This is a genomic window from Streptomyces sp. SGAir0957 (genome assembly GCF_043523415.1).
Map to the genome: position 1 here is coordinate 4207844 of NZ_CP027293.1, position 19038 is coordinate 4226881.

At 71.2% G+C, this 19038-nt stretch carries 14 protein-coding genes; 4 read left to right on the forward strand and 10 right to left on the reverse strand.

Annotated features, from left to right (window positions below; genetic code table 11):
• The first annotated feature begins 69 nt into the window (after positions 1-69).
• Positions 70-795, forward strand: a complete 726-nt coding sequence (locus C1N81_RS23645; protein ID WP_394432230.1) for a DUF4232 domain-containing protein — start codon at positions 70-72, stop codon at positions 793-795.
• Positions 796-819: 24 nt separating this feature from the next.
• Here C1N81_RS23645 and C1N81_RS23650 read toward each other — a convergent pair whose 3' ends face one another.
• Both C1N81_RS23650 and C1N81_RS23655 read right to left on the reverse strand, forming a co-directional pair.
• Positions 820-2640, reverse strand: a complete 1821-nt coding sequence (locus C1N81_RS23650; RefSeq protein ID WP_394432232.1) for an NHL domain-containing thioredoxin family protein — start codon at positions 2638-2640, stop codon at positions 820-822.
• 29 nt (positions 2641-2669) lie between these two features.
• Complete coding sequence (locus C1N81_RS23655; protein ID WP_394432234.1) at positions 2670-4154, reverse strand: VCBS repeat-containing protein; 1485 nt, start codon at positions 4152-4154, stop codon at positions 2670-2672.
• Between the two features lie 175 nt (positions 4155-4329).
• On the opposite strand from C1N81_RS23655, the gene C1N81_RS23660 reads away from it, so the two are divergent.
• A complete protein-coding gene (locus tag C1N81_RS23660; RefSeq protein WP_394432236.1) occupies positions 4330-4824 on the forward strand; it encodes an LURP-one-related/scramblase family protein in 495 nt (164 codons plus the stop codon).
• 25 nt (positions 4825-4849) lie between these two features.
• On the opposite strand, the gene C1N81_RS23665 is transcribed toward C1N81_RS23660, so the two are convergent.
• Entirely contained in the window at positions 4850-5659 is an 810-nt protein-coding gene (locus tag C1N81_RS23665; RefSeq protein ID WP_394432238.1) for a carbon-nitrogen family hydrolase, read from the reverse strand.
• Positions 5660-5885: 226 nt separating this feature from the next.
• Between C1N81_RS23665 and C1N81_RS23670 the strand changes: the two genes are divergently transcribed.
• Positions 5886-6710, forward strand: coding sequence for a maleylpyruvate isomerase family mycothiol-dependent enzyme (locus C1N81_RS23670; protein WP_394432240.1), 825 nt, complete (start codon positions 5886-5888; stop codon positions 6708-6710).
• A gap of 102 nt (positions 6711-6812) precedes the next feature.
• Here C1N81_RS23670 and C1N81_RS23675 read toward each other — a convergent pair whose 3' ends face one another.
• Entirely contained in the window at positions 6813-8141 is a 1329-nt protein-coding gene (locus tag C1N81_RS23675; protein ID WP_394432242.1) for an MFS transporter, read from the reverse strand.
• Complete coding sequence (locus tag C1N81_RS23680; RefSeq protein ID WP_394432244.1) at positions 8138-8809, reverse strand: GntR family transcriptional regulator; 672 nt, start codon at positions 8807-8809, stop codon at positions 8138-8140. The genes C1N81_RS23675 and C1N81_RS23680 overlap by 4 nt, the downstream gene beginning before the upstream one ends.
• Positions 8810-9024: 215 nt before the next feature.
• Between C1N81_RS23680 and C1N81_RS23685 the strand changes: the two genes are divergently transcribed.
• A complete protein-coding gene (locus tag C1N81_RS23685) occupies positions 9025-9882 on the forward strand; it encodes a D-alanyl-D-alanine carboxypeptidase family protein (protein ID WP_394438180.1) in 858 nt (285 codons plus the stop codon).
• Here the strand turns inward: C1N81_RS23685 and C1N81_RS23690 are convergent.
• The 5 genes from C1N81_RS23690 to pdhA form a co-directional block, all read right to left on the reverse strand.
• Entirely contained in the window at positions 9872-10177 is a 306-nt protein-coding gene (locus tag C1N81_RS23690) for a hypothetical protein (protein WP_394432246.1), read from the reverse strand. The genes C1N81_RS23685 and C1N81_RS23690 overlap by 11 nt on opposite strands.
• Positions 10178-10223: 46 nt before the next feature.
• On the reverse strand, positions 10224-14984 hold the full coding sequence (locus C1N81_RS23695; protein WP_394432248.1) for a DUF6531 domain-containing protein: 4761 nt from the start codon (positions 14982-14984) through the stop codon (positions 10224-10226).
• Between the two features lie 187 nt (positions 14985-15171).
• Entirely contained in the window at positions 15172-16539 is a 1368-nt protein-coding gene (locus C1N81_RS23700) for a dihydrolipoamide acetyltransferase family protein (RefSeq protein WP_394432250.1), read from the reverse strand.
• A gap of 15 nt (positions 16540-16554) precedes the next feature.
• A complete protein-coding gene (locus C1N81_RS23705; RefSeq protein WP_394432252.1) occupies positions 16555-17535 on the reverse strand; it encodes an alpha-ketoacid dehydrogenase subunit beta in 981 nt (326 codons plus the stop codon).
• A gap of 4 nt (positions 17536-17539) precedes the next feature.
• Positions 17540-18751 carry a pyruvate dehydrogenase (acetyl-transferring) E1 component subunit alpha gene (pdhA, locus tag C1N81_RS23710; RefSeq protein WP_394432254.1) on the reverse strand — a complete coding sequence of 404 codons (1212 nt, stop codon included), beginning with the start codon at positions 18749-18751 and terminating at the stop codon, positions 17540-17542.
• Positions 18752-19038 lie beyond the last annotated feature (287 nt).

Sequence of the window (19038 nt, forward strand, 5' to 3'; positions counted from 1 at the left end):
TGGGCAAGGTGGGACACACAGCAGCCCGCAGGACCGAGCGGGCGCACGAAAACCGGGGGAATCTCCACCATGGCCCGCATCACCGCCCGCACGACCGTTCTCGCCGCCGCCGCTCTCGTCGCGGGGCTGACCATGACCGCCTGCTCCGGCGGCGACTCCGGCGGCACCAAGGACGAGGGCGCCGCCCCGCAGGCGACCGTCGCCGCGACCACGGTCACGGGCACCGCGACCGACGCCGCCGATGCCCAGCAGCCGGGCGGGGCCGCCCAGGCCGACACCGCGAAGGCCGACACGGCCAAGGGCGGCACCGCCAAGACCGGCACCGGCACCGGCGCCGGCAAGGCGGGCACCGGCGCCAAGGCCGCCGCGCCCGAGTGCAAGGTGACGTCCCTCGGCTACACCCTCACCCGCAAGAACCCGGAGCAGCAGGGCGACCACCTGCTGATCACCGCCGTCAACAAGTCCGGCGCCGCCTGCACCGTGCAGAAGTTCCCGGTCGTCACCCCGGGCGACGCCAACGGCGACGTGCCGCTCGCCAAGGACGACCAGCAGCCCGCGCAGCCGCTCCTCGTAAAGCCGGGCGGCACCGTCTACTCGGCGCTCCCCGTCTACCAGGACATCAAGGCCGAGGACAGCTACTTCACGTCGATCAAGCTGTCCCTGGTGATGAACGACGCCGACGCGTCCGGCGCCTTCGTCACGCTGAAGACGCCGGGCGAGGTCGAGTACGCGGGCAAGCAGGCGGACGGCATCGAGGTGCTCTCCTGGAACACCCGCAAGCCGTACGCCTTCTGAACCGCCGTCACCCGCATCGCCTGATCAGGACCGGTGCTCGTCCATCCCGGCGAGCACCAGCGGCAGCCGGTCCGCGCCGCCCTCCGCGACGCGGACCGGGACGCCCCAGTCCTGCTGATGGACGTGGCACGCGGGGTATTCGTTGGCCGGGTCGTCGTCGCAGGACGCGGCCATCGCCGAGACGTGCAGGACACCCTCGGTGATCTCGGGGTTCAGGGTCAGCTCACGCGCCAGGTCGGTGCCCGCGCCGTCGCCGGAAGCGAGCAGTTCGGGCGGGGTCGCGGAGACGAGGAGCCGGGTCGAGGGGCCGTACCGCGTATCGAGCTTCTGCCCGGCCGGCGCCTGGAAGATGACGTCGAGGGCGAGCCTGCCGCCCGCCACCTCGGTCGCGGCGCGCTGCGTGCGGTGCGCGACGGACTCGACGCGGACGGCCTCCTCGGGCAGCCGCAGCCGGGTCAGCCGGTGGCGCGCGGACTCGACGACGACGATGTCCTCGCCGACGAGCACGGCGTCGCTGGGCTCGCGCAGATCGGTGGCGAGCGTCGTCACCTGCTCCGTCGCCGGGTCGTAGCGGCGCAGCGCGTGGTTGTACGTGTCCGCCACCGCGACCGAGCCGTCGGGCAGGGCGGTGACGCCGAGCGGGTGCTGGAAGAGAGCCTGGGCGGCGTCGCCGTCGCGGTGCCCGAAGTCGAAGAGGCCGGTGCCGACGGCCGTGTGGACGTGCCCGTCCAGGTCGACCCAGCGCAGGGCGCTGGTCTCCGAGTCGGCGACCCACAGCCGTTCCCCGGTGGCGGCGAGCCCGGAGGGCTGCGCGAACCAGGCCTCGGGGCCCGGCCCGTCGACCAGCCCTTCGTTGGTCGTGCCCGCCGCGACCTCGACGGTCCCCGCCTCGGGGTCGTACGTCCACAGCTGGTGGACACCGGCCATGGCGATCCACACCTTGCCGCCGAAGACGGCGACGTCCCACGGCGAGGACAGGTCGACCTCCAGGGCGGGGCCGCTGGTCGGCGAACCCTGCCACCACTGCTTCCCGGTGCCCGCGAGGGTGCTGACGGCGCCGGTCGTCAGGTCCAGGGCGCGCAGCGCGTGGTTGACCGTGTCGGCGACGACGACCGTGTTCTCGTCGAGCAGCGCGAGCCCCTGCGGCTCGTTGAACTGGCCGGGCCCGAGGCCGCGCTCCCCGCTGCCGACGCGGCGCACGACGCTCTCGCCGTCGGCCGCCAGCTCCACGAGCTGGTGCCGGGTGGTGTCGCTGACCAGGAAGTTCCCGGAGGGCAGCAGCAGCGCCTTGCCGGGGAAGCGGAGGTCCGTGGCGACCGGCTCGGGCGCGACGTAGGGGCCCTCGCCGCGGTGCAGCGTCCCCTTGGCCTCGTGCTCGGCCTCCAGCTCCTCGACGAGCTTGGCGATGGCGTGCGCGTGGCCCTCACCGGCGTGCTGCGCGACGACGTACCCCTCGGGGTCGATCACGACGAGCGTCGGCCAGGCGCGCACCGCGTACTGCTTCCAGGTCGCGAGCTCGGGGTCGTCGAGCACCGGGTGCTCCACCCCGTACCGCTCGACGGCGTCGACGACCGCCGCGTGCTCGGCCTCGTGCACGAACTTCGGCGAGTGCACACCGATGATCACGAGGGTGTCCCGGTGCTGCTCCTCCAGCTCCCGCAGCTCGTCGAGGACGTGCAGGCAGTTGATGCAGCAGAAGGTCCAAAAATCCAGGACGACGATGCGCCCGCGCAGGTCGGCAAGGGTGTAGTCCTTGCCGCCTGTGTTCAGCCAGCCGCCCTTGCCGACGAGTTCGGGGGCGCGGACACGGGCACGGCGGGCTGCTGCGGGCGCGGAGTCGTTCATGTTTCAAGGGTGCCACGCGGCACCCGTGATCACCGGAGCGGGCTGCCCAGGAGCGCCTTGGCCTCGGGGGCGGCCAGCGCCTTCGGGTTCACCGTGGTCGAGCCGGTCCCGGTGACGCCGCTCGCGGTACCCGGGAGCGCCCAGACGGCGCCCGCCCGCGCGTTCTCCCCGGTCGCCGAGACGGCGAGGTCGCGGCGACCGTCGCCGTCCACGTCGAGGAGGGCGCAGCCCGAGCCGAACGCGTCGCCCGACTCGGCGACACCCGCCACGCCCGCCGAGTTCTGGTTGAGGACCTGGGAGCCGGTGCCGGTGACGCCGTCCGCGGTGCCGTGCAGCAGGGCGATCGAGCCGGCGTCCGTCTTGCCGCCGAAGTCCTCGCCCGAGATGCCGAGGGCTACCTCCGCCTTGCCGTCGCCGTCGATGTCGGCGACCGCGACGCAGGAGCCGAGGTGGTCGCCGTCCTCCTGGGCGCCGTAGAAGCCGGGCAGGGACTGGTCGAAGCTCTGCGTGCGGCCGGCGTCGAGGCCGTCGGCCGCTCCCAACGCGAGCGTCACCTTCTGGTCCTCCTCGTCCGAGCCGACGACGAGATCGTCCTTGCCGTCCCCGTTCACATCACCGACGGCCAGGTCGCCCTGGGTCTGCGGCGCCCAGCCCCGCTTGAAGCCGGAGCCGCTGCCGTACAGGACGGTGTTGTTCCACATGCCGTCGCCGTTGTAGCTGCGCAGGGCGAGGTCGTCGCGGCCGTCCCCGTTGAGGTCCCCGACCGCCTCGAAGGTGACGGGCCCGGTCGTCGAGTCCGGGCCGTCGACACAGCCGTACTCGTCGTCGACGCAGGTCGCGTCGTCGGCCCCGTACCCCCACCACTCGGACCGGTCCATGAAGTCGAGCTTCTTCGCCGGGACGCCCGCGCGCGTGAGCGGGCCCTTCCACAGCGCCGCGCCCTCGTGCTCCGGGTCGTCGCCGTAGCTGCCCATGTCGGCGAGGAGGGCCAGGTCGGCCTTGCCGTCGCCGTCGAAGTCGCCGATCCGCGGCGACTTCCCGTACGTGACGATCTTCGTGCCGCCGGTCAGGCCCGAGGGCGAGCCCCACAGGACGACCGCGCCGCCGGTCGCCTTCTCGCCGCCTATGACGAGGTCGCTGTAGCCGTCGCCGTCCAGGTCGCCCCTGGACACGTAGGCGCCGAACGCCTCGCCCGCGGTGGCCGAGCCGGGCACGCCGGTCGTCGAGCGGCTGATGAGCTTCTTGTGCGATGCGCTCAGGCCGTTCGCCGAGCCGTAGGTGACGGCGACGTAGCCCGCCTCGGCCTTGCCGGAGACCGTGCCGCCCCGGGCACCGGAGACGAGGTCGGCGTAGCCGTCGCCGTTGAAGTCGTCGGCGGGGTCGGCCTTGCCCGCGGGGGCGGCCTGCGCGCCCGGCGCGAGCGTGAGGGCGGCGGCGCCTCCCGCGAGCAGCATCGCGGCGAGGACGGGGGCGGTGAACCTGGTGCGGACAGAATGACGTCGTGCGCTCGACATGAACTGTTCCTTCGGTCGTAAGGTCACGTCCGCTTCCCAAGACCCACGACGACCCATGGTGGTTGCATCTAGTTCGGGACTGTCACCGTGTAACGGTCGACGCGCAACTGTCGCCGTGCGACTGTCATTCGACTGCCGGGGATCCGAACCGCGCGTTCCGGGCAAGCATCGACGTATGCGCTACGAAGTGAGGGAACGGCTCTTCGCCATCGGCGAGGACTACTGGATCGAGGACGAGAACGGCCACAAGGCGTTCCTCGTCGACGGCAAGGCGATGCGCGTGCGGGACACCTTCGAGCTGAAGGGCCCCGACGGGCGCGTCCTCATCGACATCCACGAGAAGATGTTCGCCCTGCGCGACACGATGATCGTCGAGCGCGGCGACGAACAGCTCGCCAAGGTCAAGCGCAAACGCCTGTCGCTGCTGCGCAACCACTACCGGGTCGAACTGGTCGACGGCACCGAACTCGACGTCAGCGGCAAGATCCTGGACCGCGAGTTCGCCATCGAGTACGACGGCGAACTCCTCGCCGAGATCTCCCGGCGCTGGCTGCGCGTGCGCGACACCTACGGCGTCAACGTGGTCCGCGACGACGCCGACCCGGCCCTGATCATCGCCGTCGCGGTCTGCGTCATCCACCTCGCGGAGAAGGAACGGGGGGACGACTAGAACCCTCGGGGGCGGGCGGCGCCCCTCAGTGGCGGGGCGGCGTCTCCATGCCGAGGAGGCGGTCCTTGAGCGCCGGGAACTGGTCCCGGGTGGCCGCGACCCGCGCCGGGTCGAACTCCACCCGCAGCACCTCTTCCCCGCCGCCCGCCTCCGCGAGGACCTCGCCCCACGGATCGACGACGATGCTGTGCCCCGCCTGCGGAACGCCCGCGTGCGTCCCGGCGCTTCCGCAGGCCAGGACGTACGCCTGGTTCTCCACGGCGCGGGCCTGCGCGAGCAGCGTCCAGTGGGCGCGGCGCCGCTCGGGCCAGCCGGCCGAGACGAGTAGGGTCTCGGCGCCCTGGTCCACCAGGCCCCGGTACAGCTCGGGGAAGCGCAGGTCGTAGCAGGTGCTGACGCCGAGGACGGTCTCCGGGAGGCGGACGCTGACCAGTTCCTCGCCCGCGTTCATCAGCACGGCCTCGCCCTTGTCGAAGCCGAACCGGTGGATCTTGCGGTAGGCGGCGACGAGGGCGCCGTCGGGGGAGAAGACGAGCGACGTGTTGTAGAGCGGGCCCTCGGGGTCCCGCTCGGGGATCGACCCGGCGTGCAGCCACACGCCCGCCTCGCTCGCCGCCTTGGCCATCGCCTCGAAGGTCGGCCCCTCCAGCGGCTCCGCCTCCGTCGCGAACAGGTCGTAGGCGAAGGCGCCGGTCGTCCACAGTTCGGGGAGGACGACGAGGTCGGCGGCGCCGGACTCCGCCCTGACGAGCGAACTCACCCGGTCTCGCCGCTCATTGACCGATTCGGCCGCTTTGCCGTCGTTTACCGCGATCTGGATGAGGGAGGCGCGCACACTACCACCGTCCTGGCATTCGAGTCTTCGACACGGGCCTACGATCGTCACACGAAAGCACTGCAGGGGTGCCTACGGGCAGCGTACTGTGCCAACCCGGGGGAGCCCCCGGACCCCCACAGGCGTTCCACCCCGCAGCCCGCGCCCGCAGAACCGCACCGCCGCCGCCCGCAACCGCCGTCTACTTCACCGACCGTGCACCACACCGCTCGAGGGGTCCCCTTCCGTGAGTCTCCACCCCAGCCTTCAGTCCTACGCCGACGCCTGGACCCACTCCGTGGAAGCGATATCCGAGCTGGTCACACCGCTCGTCGAGGGTGAGTGGAACCGTGCGACGCCGTGCCCCGGCTGGTCGGTGCGCGACATCGTGTCCCACGTCATCGGCGTCGACTGCGAGATGCTCGGCGATCCCCGGCCGATCCACACGCTGCCGCGCGACCTCTACCACGTACAGACCGAGGCGCAGCGTTACCAGGAGGTCCAGGTCGACGTCCGCCGCCATCACACGGCGCCGGAGATGGTCGCGGAGCTGGAGTACACGATCATCCGCCGCTCGCGTCAGCTGCGGAACGAGAGCCGTGCCCCGGAGACGACCGTGCGGGGCCCGCGCGCGGTCGAGGAGACCCTCGAATACTCCATGCGGCGGCGGGCGTTCGACATCTGGGTCCACGAGCAGGATCTTCGCTGGGCCCTCGGCAAGCCCGGCAACCTCGATTCCCCGGGCGCCCACGTCACCCGCGACATGCTCCTCGCGGCCCTCCCCAAGATCGTCGCGAAGGACGCCGGCGCCCCCGCGGGCTCGGCCATCGTCTTCGACGTGCACGGCCCGGTCGAGTTCCTGCGCACGGTCCGCGTCGACGCGGACGGCCGGGGCACGATCGACGGAGCGCCCTCGCTCGGCCCGGCGGTGACCCTCGCCCTGGACTGGGAGACCTACGTCCGCCTCTCCTGCGGCCGGGTCACCCCGGAGGCGGCGGGCGACCAGGTGAAGGCGGACGGCGACATGGATCTGGCCAGGGCGATAGTGGCGGCGCTGAGGGTCACCCCGTAGGCCACAGCAAGCGCGGATCGACTACAGGCCCGGCCCCGGTGGGCAAGGCGGCCCCCTGCGCGGGCTACGCATCACGACCGGGGCCGCCACAAAAGCCCCGCTCTAAGCGGGCACGTGCACAGAGGTGACCCGGGAAGCGACCAGCCGCTCCCGCTCGGCCCGAGCAGCCCGCTTGCGCAGCCGCAGAATCTGTCCGACCCCCAGCGCCTGCAACAAGAACACGGCCGAGAACGCCACCCGGTAATCATCGCCGGAGGCGTCAAGCAACACCCCGACCAGCAACAACGTGGTCATGGACGCGATGAACCCGCCCATGTTCACGATCCCGGACCCGGTCCCCTGCCGCTCGGGCGGATTCGCCGGCCGCGCGAAATCGAAGCCGATCATCGACGCGGGCCCGCACGCCCCGAGCACCACGCACATCACCACGAGCAGCCACATGGGCGCCCGCCCCGGCCACGCGATGGGCGCGGCCCACACGAGCGCGCTCGCCCCGACCGTGCCGAGCGCCAGCGGCAGCCGCGCCGTGTGGTGCCGGGCGACGATCTGCCCGTACACGAGCCCGACGACCATGTTGGAGATCACGACGAGGGTCAGCAGCTCACCGGCGACGCCCCGCGAGAGCCCCTGCGCCTCGACGAGGAACGGCAGCCCCCACAGCAGCAGGAACACCATCGCCGGGAACTGGGTCGTGAAGTGCACCCACATCCCGAGCCGTGTCCCGGGCTCCCGCCACGCCGCCGCGATCTGCGCCCGCACGTACGCCGCCCCCTTGTGCGAGGCGGGCATCGGCGCGGGCTCGAACCCCTCGGGGTGGTCCTTGAGGAAGAGCAGCATCAGGACCAGCACCACGACACCCATGAGCGCGCTCCCGGCGAACGCGGCCTCCCAGCCGATCCCGTGCAGCAGCCGCGCGATGACCAGGGTGGAGATGAGGTTGCCCGCCATGCCGACGAGCCCGGCGAGCTGTGCGACCAGCGGCCCGCGCCGCGCCGGGAACCAGCGGGTGCCGAGCCGCAGCACGCTGATGAACGTCATCGCGTCACCGCAGCCGAGCAGCGCCCGCGAGGCGAGCGCCATCCCGTACGACGACGAGAACGCGAAGCCCAGCTGTCCCACGGTGAACAGGACCACGCCGAACGTCAGCACCTTCTTCGTGCCGAGCCGGTCGACCATCAGGCCGACGGGTATCTGCATGCCCGCGTACACGAGGAGCTGGAGGATGGAGAAGGTGGAGAGGGCGGAGGCGTTGATGTGGAACCGCTCGACCGCGTCGAGCCCGGCCACCCCGAGCGAGGTACGGAAGATGACGGCGACGAAGTAGACGGCGACGCCTATGCACCAGACGGCTATCGCTCTGCGTCCGCCGGGCGGATCGCCGGGCAGGGACGAGGCGGGGGAAGCGGAAGAGGCGGAGGAGGCGGAGCTCATCGCACGTCACCCCGCGCCAGGTTCTGGAACCAGCCCACGTGCCGCCGCACCACGGCGACCGCCGCCTCGACGTCCCCGGCGCGCAGCGCGTCGAGGAGTTCGCCGTGCTCGGCGAGGGTCTTGGCGATGCGGTCCGGGTGGGAGTGCATGACGGCGACGCCCATCCGCAGCTGCCGGTCGCGCAGCTGGTCGTAGAGGCGGGAGAGGATCTCGTTCCCCCCGCTGCGCACGATCTCGGCGTGGAAGCAGCGGTCGGTGGCGGCGGCCTCCGCGAACTGCCCGGCGGCGGCCTGGAGCCGCTGGGTGTCGAGCAGCTCCTCCAGGCGCTCGATCAGCCACGGCTGCGCGGGGACGGCCTTGCGCACCGCGTGCTCCTCGACGAGCAGCCGGGTCTCGACGACGTCCGCGATCTCCTGCGCCGAGACGGGCAGCACCAGGGCGCCCTTCTTCGGGTAGAGCCGCAGCAACCCCTCGACCTCCAGCTTGAGCAGCGCCTCGCGCACGGGGGTGCGGGACACCCCGACGGCCTCGGCGAGCTCGCCCTCGGTGAGCAGCGTTCCGCCCTCGTAGTGGCGTTCGAGCACGCCGCGCTTCACATGGTCGTAGACGCGGTCGGCGGCAGGGGCACGCTTTTCGGCGGTGCGTTTTTCGGTGACGGTCGAGGGCATGCGCACATCATAGATACAACAGGTACGCAACTCGGACCGTGTCCGCCATGTGGGATGCCGCCCGGATGACGCACCCTGGACGGCTTTACGAGCTTTTTCGCCTTCCCTGTGCAACCCCGCACCCGTCCCAGGTGTCTCATCAATGCGCGTCCCGCCCAAAGGGCGGCGCATTAGGGGCACTTGGAGCGTCCATCTTGAAGACTCGCATAACGGGCATCGCTGTTCTCGTCGCCGGAACCGTGCTCACCAGCGGAGCGCTGACCACCTCCGCACAGGCCGCCTCCGCACCGGCCGTACCCAAGATCGCGGCCGCCGGCGGCTTCGTGATGAACAACGGGACGGGCAAGTCCCTGTTCACCAAGGCCGCGGACACCCGCAGGTCGACCGGTTCCACCACGAAGATCATGACCGCGAAGGTGGTGCTGGCCCAGAGCGGCCTGAACCTGAACTCCAAGGTCACGATCCAGAAGGCGTACAGCGACTACATAGTGAAGAACAACGCCTCGTCGGCCCGGCTGATCGTCGGCGACAAGGTGACCGTCCGCCAGCTCCTCTACGGGCTGATGCTGCCGTCGGGCTGCGACGCCGCGTACGCGCTCGCGGACAAGTTCGGCTCGGGCTCCACGCGCACCGCGCGCGTGAACAACTTCATCGCCAAGATGAACAAGAGCGCCAAGGACCTGGGCCTGAAGAACACCCACTTCGACTCGTTCGACGGCATCGGCAACGGCAAGAACTACTCGACGCCGCGCGACCTGACGAAGATCGCCTCGTCGGCGATGAAGAACTCCACGTTCCGCTCGGTCGTCAAGACCAAGTCGACGAAGCAGAAGGTCACGACGAAGACCGGCGGCTACCGCTACATGTCGTGGTCGAACACGAACACGCTGCTCGGCTCGTACTCCGGCGCCATCGGCGTGAAGACGGGCTCGGGTCCCGAGGCCGGCTACTGCCTGGTCTTCGCGGCCACGCGCAGCGGCAAGACCGTGATCGGCACGGTCCTGAAGTCGACGTCGGTCAACGCCCGCACGTCCGACGCGAAGAAGCTCATGGACTACGGCTTCAAGAAGTAGCCACGGTCCAGTACACCGAGTCGGGAGCGGGCGGCGCCTTGGGAGTCCACGAGGCGCGGTCCGCTTCCTCGCTCCAGTCCGGGACGTCCTCGTAGTAGATCGTCAGCGCCCAGAAGCGCTCGTCCTCGTGCAGGATGATGTCGTCCTCGTCGGACAGGTCCTGGCCGTGCCACTGCCGGTTGACCCGCGCGACGGCCTCCGCCCGCGAGATCCCCAGCTCCGTGACCATGTGGTCGACGATGTCCGTCAGGAGCTCGTCCGTCTCGGCGCAGGTGGGCATGGTGTACGTACTCATGATCTGTTCTCCGACTCCAGCTTTCCCGGCGGGGACGCGTCCCCTCTCACAGGAGTGACGCGTCGAGCAACGGTCCCGTATTGCCGAAGAAGACGGTCTGGTCACCGGACCAGACGGGCGCCCTGCCCTTCTTGAAGGGCCCCGGATTCCGCAGCATCGGCCCCTCGACGACATCGTACGCGGGCGTCTCCGTGCCGCTGCCGGAGCGGAAGCGGCGCACGAAGTCGCTCAGCTCGGGATCCGACTCCGTGAACGACCGGCGGCTCAGCGCGTTGAACTCGCTCTCGGGGATCTGGAAGTGCAGCACCACCCCGTCGTTCGGGAACCGCTTGTCGGCCCAGTCCTGCGCCTGCTGCCGGCTGCGCGTCGTGTAGAAGCCGTTGCCGAAGTCCATGGGGCGCGGCTTGAAGGACGGGTCGACGCCGTGCGTGCGAATGGCCTGCTCACCGCCCCTGTTGGTGGCGTGGTACAGGTCGACGCAGGGCGCCAGGCCCAGCGGGTCGGCGATGGCCTGCGGGTTGGTGACGTAGGCGAGCGGGTTCGGGGCGGGGTCGAGACCGAGCGGGTCGGGGCTGATGTAGCGGGCGGTCTCGGGGTCGTAGTGGCGGAAGTAGTTGTAGTGCAGGCCCGTCTCGGCGTCGGCGTACTGGCCCGGGTGGCGCAGCGGTGTGTAGGCCGTGGCGTCGGAGTTGTAGGCGGTGGCGCCCCAGACCGTGGAGCGGGTGTGCCAGGCGAGGTCGCCCCGCGCGTCGACCAGCTCGGTCGGGGCGCCGATGACGTCGGTGACGATCGCGAAGAAGCGGGCGTCGACCTCGCCCTGGTCCAGCGGGCGCCGCTCGTACTGCGCGAGCGGGCGGTGCCCGTCGTACTCCCAGGTGAGGATCGCGCCCCCGGCGGGCTGCTGCTCCTCGGCGAGGCGGGTGCCGTCCCAGCTGAAGCGGGTCTCCTCGACCCGGGTGGCCCCGTCGTCGGCGAGGCGGTACTTGGCGGTGCGGCGGCCGAGGGCGTCGTAGGCGTAGTGCCAGGTGGTGCCGTTGGGGGTGGTGCAGGAGGTGAGGCGGTCCTCGGCGTCCCAGGTGTAGCGCCAGACGTCCGCGTCCCGGGACAGGCGCTTCTTGCGGCGCTCGACGAGGCGGCCCGCCGCGTCGTAGCGGTACGAGACGCGCCCCGCGCTCAGGAGCCGGGTGCCGTCGAGGGTGCGCGGGCCCGCCGCGTCGGGGTCGACGGGGGTGCCGGTCCACTCCGCGCGCGTCTGGTTCCCGGCCAGGTCGTAGGCGTAGGTCTCCCGCGTGGCGGCGCCGGACCCCGATCCGGTGGCGGTCAGCGGGCGGCCGACGGGGTCCAGTTCGTACGCGGTGGTGCGGCCCGTGGCCCGGTCGGCGACGGACGAGGGGAACCCGTCGCTCCGGTACCCGAACTCGCGCTGCCGAGGCGCCCCTTGGGGCGTCGTCAGGGTCTGGCCCGTCAGCCTGCCCAGCTCGTCCCACGCCGAATCGAGCGTGACCTGGTCGCCGAGGGTCCGGCGGATCTCGCGGCCCAGCGGATCGTGGCCGAACCCCAGCTGGTGCGCGCCGTCCACGTGCAGGCCCGCCACATTGCCGAGTTCGTCCCAGCGGGTCTCGGTGGCGGCGCCGGTCGGGGTGGTGCGCCCGGTGCGGCGGCCGAGGGCGTCGTAGCGGTAGGTCGAGGTGCGGCCGTCGACCGTCTCTGCGGTCAGCCGGCCGAGGCTGTCGTAGGCGCGGCTGAGCCGGGAGCCGGGCGAGACGGCCCCGGTCAGCCGGCCGACGGCGTCGTAGCTGTACTCGGTGCGCTCCCCGGCCACGTCTTTGACGGCGAGGCGTCCGGACGCGTCGAAGGCGTACGTGATGGTCTCGCCGGCGGCGTTGGTCCGGGAGGCGGGGCGGCCCGCCGCGTCATAGGTGTAGCGGGTGGTGCGGCCGTCGAAGTCGGTCTCGGCGGTCAGGCGGCCCGCCGCGTCGTAGGTGTAACCCCAGGTCAGACCGGTGGAGTCGGCGACCTCGACGAGGCGCTGCTCGGTGTCGTACCGGAAGTGGTGCTCGGCGCCGTCCGGGGCGACACGGCCCGCGGGCAGGTCGAACGGGCCGGGCGGCAGCAGGGTGCGGCCGCCGAGCGCGTCGGTGTGCCCGGTGAGGTTGCCCTCCCCGTCGTAGGTCCACGACTCGGTGGTGCCGTCGGCCGCGGTGCGCCGCAGCGGACGTCCCTCGGCGTCCCGCTCCAGGGTGGTCGTCGCGCCGAGCGGATCGGTGACCTGGACCGTGCGGCCGAACGCGTCGCGCCGGTACGTGGTCCGGGTGCCGTGGGTGTCCTCCATGGACAGCGGCAGTCCGGCCGCGTCGGCCTCGATGCGCAGGGTGTCCCCGAGCGCGTTGACGACGGTGGCGACCGCGCCGGTGGCGTGGTGCGTGAAGCGGTGGACCGCGCCGTCCGCGGCCGTGTGCGAGGTGCGGTTGCCGCGCTCGTCGTAGGTCTGCCGCTGGACGGCGCCCAGCGGGTCCGTCAGCTCGACGGGCTGGTGCAGCTCGTTGTAGACGACGCGCAGCTCCGCGCCGTCGGGGGTGAAGGACCGCACGAGATCACCGGCGTCGTCCCACTCCCAGCGGGTGGTGTGGCCCAGCGGATCGGTGCGGGAGAGCAGGTGGTCGCGCCGGTCCCACTCCTGGCGGGTCGTCGCGCCGAGCGGATCGGTGACGGCGATGATCTGCCCGTACCGGTTGGCGCGGTACACGGTCCGCTGTCCGAGGGAGTCCGTGTACGTGGCGGTGGTCTCGCCCGACTCGTCCGGCTCGCCGTACGCGATACGGGAGTCGAGGATGCCGTCGGTGCCTCGGGTGCCCGTGACCCGGCCGAGGGCGTCGTACTCGTAGGCGAAGGTCGTGCCGTTCGCGTCCTGCCAGCCGGTGACGCGGTGGGCGTCGTCGTAGGTGAACCGGGTCGCGGCGTCCGCCGCGTTCCGTACCTCGGTGAGGTCGCCCGCCTCGTCGTGGCCGAAGGCGCGCAGCCGGACGGGCCCGTCGTCGAGGAGCGCGAACAGGCCGGTTATTCGGCCCTGTCCGGCGTCCGCCTCGACGTGCAGGCGCTGTCCGCCGGAGTGGCTCACGCCGACGGGGACGTCGTCCTCGCCGCGGTCGATGCCGACGGTATTGCCGTTGCGGTCCTCGACGGCCGCCAGCCACCACGTGCCGGGGCTCGCGGAGGACGGCTCGAAGTGCCTGGTCAGGCCGGTGTGCGGGTCCTGGACCGTCAGGACGTAGGAGGCGCCGCGGGTGACGTAGGTCAGCGGCAGCGGGGCGCCGGCGGCGGGCTGGACCCGGTCGCCCGGCAGATCCGGGCGGCGCGGGTAGACGAGGACCGAGCCGTCCTCGCGGTACCACCACAGGCCGCCGAGTTCCTCGTTCTCCGTGAGGTGTTCGTCCAGGGTCGAGGCCCAGGACGGGCCGAAGAAACGCCCCGCCGTGTAGCCGCTGAGGTGGGTGCGGCGCAGGGTCAGCGGCAGGACGCCGGGCAGGTCCACGTCGGTCTGCGCGAGCAGCATCTGGCCGCTGGCCATGTCGATGGGGTCGCCGCGGGTCTCCCGCTTGTCGAGGCTGTGCGACTGCTTGGCGAGGTCGGCGTCGCTCGGCTTGAGGCCGTCGTTCTCCGGCTTCCCGGGGTTCCGGCCGCCGTTCCCGTTGCCCCGGCCGTTCCCGTTGCCCCGGCCGTTGCCGTTGCCGTTCCCGTCGGCTCTGCCCTTGCCCTTGCCGCCGCCGTTGCCCCGGCCACCGCCGTTGCCCCGGCCGCCGCCGTCACCGGGGTTCGCCGCGTTGATGCCGCCGACCTTGTCGCGGACGTCGTGGTCCTTGCCCTTGTGCAGCCGCGAGGTGGCCTTCGCCCGGTCCGGCACGGTCTCCGTGATGTGCTTGGTGACCTTGGCGAGCGCCTTCTCCGAGCCCTTGAGCGCGCCGTCGAGGACGCTGTCGAAGGTCTCCGTGAACGGGTCGCGGCCCTTGCTCCTGCCGAAGGCGCCCCTGGCCTTGCCGAGCGAGCCGGTCGCGGCCGTGTGCAGGTCGCTGCCGTGCCGGGAGACCTTTCCCGCGCCGTCCTCGAACTCGACGTGGTCGATCCTGGTCTTCCGCGTACCGCCGCCTCCGGAACCGCCCGAGCCGCCGGAGCCGCCGGACGAGGCCAGTTGCAGGCCGCCGTGCCCGCCGCTGTCGCCGTCGCCGGACGGCATCGAGAACGCGCCGTCCGCCAGATCGAGCACCATGTCCTCGACCATGGCCTCCAGCTTGGCGTTGATCGGCTGGGTGATCAGCGCGAGGACCTCGTCGACGATCCGGTCCACGGCCTCGTCGACAAGGCGCTTGATGATCACCCTCGCCGCGGTCATCTCCCCCGCGACGGCCAGCATGGACAGACCGGCGGTGAACACGGCGGACGCGACCGCGGCGGCGATCGTGGCCGCCATGACGGCCAGTTCGATCTCGGCCTTGGTCTTCATCCCGAAGACGATGTCGGCGAGGATGTCGCAGGCGTCCGCGAGCAGCCGGGCCAGCTCGGGAAGCTTCTCCAGGTGACTGGCGCGCACATGGTCCCAGTGCTTCTCGAACGCCTCGACGGCCAGGCCGTCCGAGGAGGACAGGATGCGGGTGACCGCCTTGTGCGCGTCACCGCCGTGGGACTCGAACTGCTCCGCGAACTCCCGCATGGCGGTGGCCATTTCGCGGTAGTCGTCCTCGTCCACGTTCGGGAAGCTGACGCCGATGACTTCCAGGAGTTCGTCCAGCCACCCAGGGATCGTGTACCCCACCGCTACAACAACCCCTATTCAGCGCACGCGTCGTTCAAAAGTGAATCGCTTTACGCTACATCTATCGTGGCGCGCTTTGACGCCCGAGAGCTGGTCAGATGGTGGAGCACATGTGAAGGGGCCGCCGCACACCTTTCGTGTGCGACGGCCCCTTCACTCAAGGCCGACGTGTGCCTTCGGGCCCGGCTCAGCCCCAGGTGATCAGCCGCTTCGGCCGCTCAAGGACGGCCGCCACGTCCGCGAGCACCTTCGAGCCCAACTCCCCGTCCACCAGGCGGTGGTCGAAGGAGAGCGCGAGGGTCGTCACCTGACGCGGCTTGACCTTGCCCTTGTGCACCCAGGGCTGCCACTTGATCGCGCCGACGGCGAGGATCGCCGACTCACCCGGGTTGAGCAGCGGCGTGCCGGTGTCGACGCCGAAGACGCCGACGTTGGTGATGGTCACCGTGCCGCCCTGCATCGCCGCCGGGGACGTCCTGCCCTCACGCGCCGTGCCTACCAAGTCACCCAATGCGGATGCCAGTTCGGGCAGGGTTTTGGCGTGGGCGTCCTTGATGTTCGGGACGATGAGCCCGCGCGGGGTCGCCGCGGCGATGCCCAGGTTCACGTAGTGCTTCTGGACGATCTCCTGGTTGGCCTCGTCCCACGCCGCGTTGATGTCCGGGTTGCGCTTGATGGCGACGAGCAGCGCCTTGGCGATGAGCAGCAGCGGGTTGACCCGCAGCCCCTGCATGTCCTTGTCGGCCTTCAGCTCCTCGACGAGCTTCATCGTGCGCGTCACGTCGACCGTCACGAACTCGGTGACGTGCGGCGCGGTGAACGCCGAACCGACCATGGCCTGCGCCGTCGCCTTGCGCACGCCCTTCACCGGAACGCGCGTCTCACGGACGCTGTCGTACGAGGCGGCGGGCGCCGCCACCGTGGCGGCGGCCGGGGCCGGGGCCTGCGCCGGGACCTCGGGCGCCGTCGGCGCCGACGCGGGCGCCACCGCCGCGTGCACGTCCTCACGCGTGATGATCCCGTCCGGGCTCGACGGAATCACCGCGGCGAGGTCCACGCCGAGGTCCTTGGCGAGCTTGCGCACGGGCGGCTTGGCGAGCGGGCGCTGCGCGGCGGCCGGGGCCGCCGTCCCGTTCGCCGGCGCCGCCTCGGCGCCCTTGCGGGCCCGCCGCTTGGTCGACGTCTCGGCGACGCCGTAGCCGACGAGCACGGGCTGGCGCCCCTGCGGCTCGGCGGCCTCGGCCTCCGCCTCGGTCTCGGCCTCGGCCGGTGTGTCGACAGGCGCCTGCACCACGGGCTCGGGCGCGGGCGCGTCCCCCGCCACGTCCACCGAGATGATCACCTGGCCGACGTCGACGGTCGTGCCCTCGGGGAACAGCAGCTCCTTGACCACGCCGTCGAACGGGATGGGCAGCTCGACGGCCGCCTTCGCCGTCTCGACCTCGCAGACGACCTGCCCGTCCTCGACGGTGTCACCGGGCTGTACGTACCACTTGAGGATCTCGGCCTCGGTCAGACCTTCGCCCACGTCGGGCATCTTGAATTCGCGCGCCATGACGGTCAGCCCCTCTCAGTACGCAAGCGAGCGGTCGACGGCGTCGAGCACCCGGTCCAGGCCCGGCAGGTACTCGTCCTCCAGGCGCGCCGGCGGATACGGGGCGTGGTAGCCGCCGACCCGCAGCACGGGCGCCTCCAGGTGGTAGAAGGACCGCTCGGTGATCCGCGCGGCCAGCTCCGCACCGGAGCCGAGGAAGACGGGCGCCTCGTGCGTGACGACGAGGTGGCGGGTCTTCTCCACCGACTTCTGCACGGTGTCGAAGTCCATCGGCGAGATCGAGCGCAGGTCGACGACCTCCAGGGACTTGCCCTCCTCCGCGGCGGCGGCCGCGGCCTCCAGACAGACCTTCACCATCGGCCCGTAGGCGACGAGGGTCAGGTCCGTGCCCTCGCGCACGACGCGCGCCTTGTGCAGGTCGGCGGGGACGGCCTCGGTGTCGACCTCGCTCTTGTCCCAGTAGCGCCGCTTCGGCTCGAAGAAGATCACCGGGTCGTCGCTCTGGATCGCCTGCTGGAGCATCCAGTACGCGTCCGACGAATTCGACGGGGAGATCACCTTCAACCCCGCGACGTGCGCGAACAGCGCCTCGGGGGACTCACTGTGGTGCTCGACCGCGCCGATGCCGCCGCCGTACGGGATACGGACGACGACCGGCGTCTTGACCTTGCCCAGAGCGCGCGCGTGCATCTTCGCCAGCTGCGTCACGATCTGGTCGTAGGCCGGGAAGACGAAACCGTCGAACTGGATCTCCACCACCGGGCGGTAGCCGCGCAGCGCGAGGCCGATCGCCGTGCCGACGATGCCGGACTCGGCCAGCGGGGTGTCGATGACCCGCTCCTCGCCGAAGTCCTTCTGCAGGCCGTCGGTGACGCGGAAGACGCCGCCGAGCTTGCCGACGTCCTCGCCCATGACGAGGACCTTCGGGTCGTTCTCCAGCGCCGTGCGCAGCGACTCGTTGATCGCCTTGGCGATCGGAAGCTTCTGTACCGCCATGTCCTCAGGCCTCCCCGGCCGCTTCGTCGGCGAACGACGCCTGGTAGGCGACGAACTGCGCGCGCTCCTCGTCGACGAGCGCGTGCCCGTCCGCGTACACGTTCTCGAAGATCGCGAGGTGGCCCGGGTCCGGCATGGCCCGTACGACATCACGCACTCGCTTGCCCAACGCCTCGCTCTCGGCGTCGAGTTCCGCGAAAAATCCCTCATCCGTGTCCGTTTGGGACTCGAGGTAGGTGCGCAGGCGCAGGATCGGGTCCTTCGCCTCCCAGGCGACGCGCTCCTCGTCGGCCCGGTACTTCGACGGGTCGTCGGAGGTGGTGTGCGCGCCCATGCGGTACGTGAACGCCTCGACCAGGGTCGGGCCCTCGCCGGTCCGTGCCCGCTCCAGGGCCCAGCGCGTGACGGCGAGGCACGCCAGGACGTCGTTGCCGTCCACGCGGACGCCGGGGAAGCCGAAGCCCTGCGCGCGCTGGTACAGCGGCACGCGCATCTGGCGCTCGGTCGGCTCGGAGATCGCCCACTGGTTGTTCTGGCAGAAGAACACCACCGGCGCGTTGTAGACCGCGCCGAAGTTGAAGGACTCCAGGACGTCGCCCTGGCTGGAGGCGCCGTCGCCGAAGTAGGCGATGACGGCGGAGTCGGCGCCGTCCTTGGCCACCCCCATCGCGTAGCCCGTGGCGTGCAGCGCCTGCGAGCCGATGACGATGGTGTAGAGGTGGAAGTTGTTGCTGTTGGGATCCCAGCCGCCGTGGTTCACACCGCGGAACATGCCGAGCAGATTGGTCGGGTCGACCCCGCGGCACCAGGCGACGCCGTGCTCGCGGTAGGTCGGGAAGACGTAGTCGTCCTCCCGGGTGGCCCGCCCCGAGCCGATCTGGGCCGCCTCCTGGCCGAGCAGCGACGCCCACAGGCCCAGCTCGCCCTGGCGCTGCAGGGCGGTGGCCTCGGCGTCGAAGCGGCGGGTGAGGACCATGTCGCGGTACAGGCCGCGCAGCTCGTCGTCGGTGATCGCGTCGACGTACGCGTCGTACACCGCGGTCTGTGCCGTCCTGACCCGCTTCCCCTCGGGGGTCAGCAGCTGGACCAGCTCGGGTCCCCGGTCCGCGGCGGGCTTGGCCGCGGTCTTCTTCGGGGACTTCTTCGCGGCGGCCCGCTTGCGCGGCGGCTGTGCCTTCTGCGCGGCGGCAGTGCTGTCAGCACTGTCTACGGTCACGTGTGCTCCTCCGTCGGTCCGGCCCCCGGGATTGCCGGATGGCCAGTCGGCTCGGCTCGCCTGATCCGTCCACGCACGGGGTGGGTGCGGTGGAGCCGGGTTCAGGCGTGACTAGGAAAAACGAAAAGAACCTGTGCTCCGGCAAGCACCCTTCACCCAGCACGTTACCCAGTGCGCCACACATCTGCGAAACCCCATCTGACCTGCGATTTTGCTTGGATTTCCAAGTAATTCGATGCTTGGAACTCCTAGTACTCGCAACGCCGGTGGAGCGTCGCAGGTCACAG